The organism is Streptomyces sp. NPDC002476 (assembly GCF_042889785.1).
GTDB lineage: Bacteria > Actinomycetota > Actinomycetes > Streptomycetales > Streptomycetaceae > Streptomyces.
The window spans coordinates 1-2,326 of record NZ_JBIARH010000103.1; the positions used below are offsets into that span (position 1 = coordinate 1).

At 64.3% G+C, this 2,326-nt stretch carries 3 protein-coding genes; 1 reads left to right on the forward strand and 2 read right to left on the reverse strand.

Annotated elements, in window-relative coordinates; translation table 11 throughout:
• The first annotated feature begins 267 nt into the window (after positions 1–267).
• Positions 268–645 carry a hypothetical protein gene (locus tag ACFYXM_RS37060; RefSeq protein ID WP_389296250.1) on the forward strand — a complete coding sequence of 126 codons (378 nt, stop codon included), beginning with the start codon at positions 268–270 and terminating at the stop codon, positions 643–645.
• Here the strand turns inward: ACFYXM_RS37060 and ACFYXM_RS37065 are convergent.
• A complete protein-coding gene (locus ACFYXM_RS37065) occupies positions 592–1,065 on the reverse strand; it encodes a hypothetical protein (protein WP_389296252.1) in 474 nt (157 codons plus the stop codon). The two genes, ACFYXM_RS37060 and ACFYXM_RS37065, sit on opposite strands and share 54 nt — an antisense overlap.
• A gap of 40 nt (positions 1,066–1,105) precedes the next feature.
• Positions 1,106–2,326: amidase domain-containing protein (locus tag ACFYXM_RS37070; RefSeq protein WP_389296254.1), on the reverse strand; the 1,221-nt coding region annotated here is incomplete at its 5' end.

Sequence of the window (2,326 nt, forward strand, 5' to 3'; positions counted from 1 at the left end):
AGACGCCACCAGGCAACAGCCCGACACAGCCACTACCGACGACGATCCGCCCACGAACCTGCTGGATAGATCACGAAACCGCACTGGAGTACTAGTGGATCGTTACGCAGCCTTGGTCTCGTAATCGACCTGCTGCGCGTCGGCCGGCCTGTCCCCGAGATCTGATCTGGAGGTGGTCGTGGGGCGTCGACCGAGTGTGTTCGTCCGGTCCTGAGAACGAGGTGGCTGCGGCAGCACGGCCGGTGCCCGCCGCAGCCATCCACGTTTATGTGGCCGTGGCTCAACGCTGCGCGAGCCACACCCTCACTCGCCCTCAGGGGCGTCCTTGTCGCGCAGGGCGAACGCGGCCTCGTCGAGGTCACCCTGACCGGCTCCCAGCTCGTCGACTACCTCGACCAGCTCGCGACGGACATCGGCGACGGTCCGCTCGCACGCCGCGAGGACAGGCCCATGGCGCAGCGCATGTACACCGCGATCGCGCCCGTGGTCGACCGGATCCGGGAAGACGCGGTGCCGACCGAAGCGCCCCGGGCTGTCATCGACGACGCCGCTCTCCCCAGCACGCCTACAGTGCGGGCCGTTGCGCGTTCCTCACCTGGGTTCGTCGCTTCCGGAGGCGGAGCGCTCGCTGGTCTCAGCCGGTGACTTACCGGGGTCTACGGGCTGACCAGTGAAAATGGTCAAATGCCACACCCCCTTGTCCCGGGTCACCGTGATGGTGTCCTGCATGGACCGGCCCGCCTTGTCCTTGACTGCGAGCCGGGCGCTGCCCACGTCCGGGCCCATGTCGTGGCCGATCTCCAGCCGGCTGATCTTCCATCCCCGTCCGCCCTTGTCGGCAAGGATCTTCTCGGCTTCGCTCCGCGACCAGCTTTCGTCCTTGACACCACCGATCCGGATGAGGCCAGTGGTGTCGCGCGTGTTCAGGGCGGTGACGTAGTCGTGGACGGCCTGCCGTGCGCCGTCACCCGACGAAGCGGCAGGCGCGGCCTTGTCGTTGCTCGACGAACAGCCGGACAAGGCCATTAATGCGAGCGCCACGGCGGCGATGTGGCGACGGTTCACTCAGGGCTCCCTACTTCTTCCTGTGAGGAACGGCAGCTTGTCATGTCCGGTGGGCGTACCACCAGGCCTTGCGATGGTCGGAGAGGAGCTTCTTCAGGCTTTTGTTGTGGGTGTCGGAGGTGTGGTACGTGAGGTAGGGGATTCCGTTGTATCTCTTGGTGACGAACATCGAGTGGTCGATGACGTTGTTGCGATTCCAGTCGGCCTGGAGAACGTCCGACGCAAGCAGGTCCCACACGTTGCCGAGCGACTTCGTGCGCTTGGAGTGCTTCGTCGCGAACCAGTACCAGTTCTCGGCTCCGCTCCAGGTGTAGGACGTTATGGCGTTGGCAGGACCGTAGAACCAGTACTTGTTGCTGGTTCGCTGGACCAGGGAGCTGCCGGCAGGCTTCCAGCCGCCGGCGTGCACGATCTGCGAAAGGAAGTTGGTGCAGTCGTTGCCGCTGTACGTACGGAACGCGGAGTTGTGGTTCTTCCAATACTTGTCCGCGTACGCGGTCATCTTGCTGTAGTTGTACAGAACTGATGCGTCGGGCTTGATGGTGCCGGGACCGGTTTCAGCGCCGTCCGACGGCGTGATGGCGGATCCACCGCCCTTACTGCCCTCGTTCTCGTCTGCGGGTCCTCCCTCATCCGTCGTCGCCGGCTCCGCATCGACGTCGGAGACCTGCGTGGTCGGAGTAGGGCCCCCTTCGGTGTGAGCCTTGTCCGAAGCCAGAAGCCAGGTGCCGTCCTCGGCCTTCGTGAATTCGACTGTATGAGGCAGGGATAGCTCCTCATACTCCGGTGCTCCGTCGTCGATTTCCTCCCGGGTGAAGGGGAGGAAGAGGCGAGTGCTTTCCGTCAACTGAAGCGTGGCCTGCGGTCCGTTGACGGTGACGTCGGTGACGCTCACCTCGACCTGAGCCTTGGTGTAGCCACCGTCGACTTTCTCGTATCGCTCCCCCTTTGCGGCCAGCGCGGCCAAGTCGTCCTGCGTCTGGGCAGCCATGGTGCGCGTGGCCTTGATGTGTGCCACGGCGGTTCGGAGCGTGGGCGGTCTGGTGGTGAGCATGTCGGCTCGCTGCTGGAGATAGCCTTCGACGATCTCGGCGAGCGACGTCTGAGTTGCATCCGACAGAGACGTGTCAGGGTTGGTTACGGCGCTCGCAGGCACCTCGGTAAACGCTAGTGCCGCATCAGGCAAGGTTTGCCCTGTTGTGATGTGTCGCCTGGTTGCTGCGCCGGGCCGTACCGGACAGCCAGAATGATCACGTGGCTG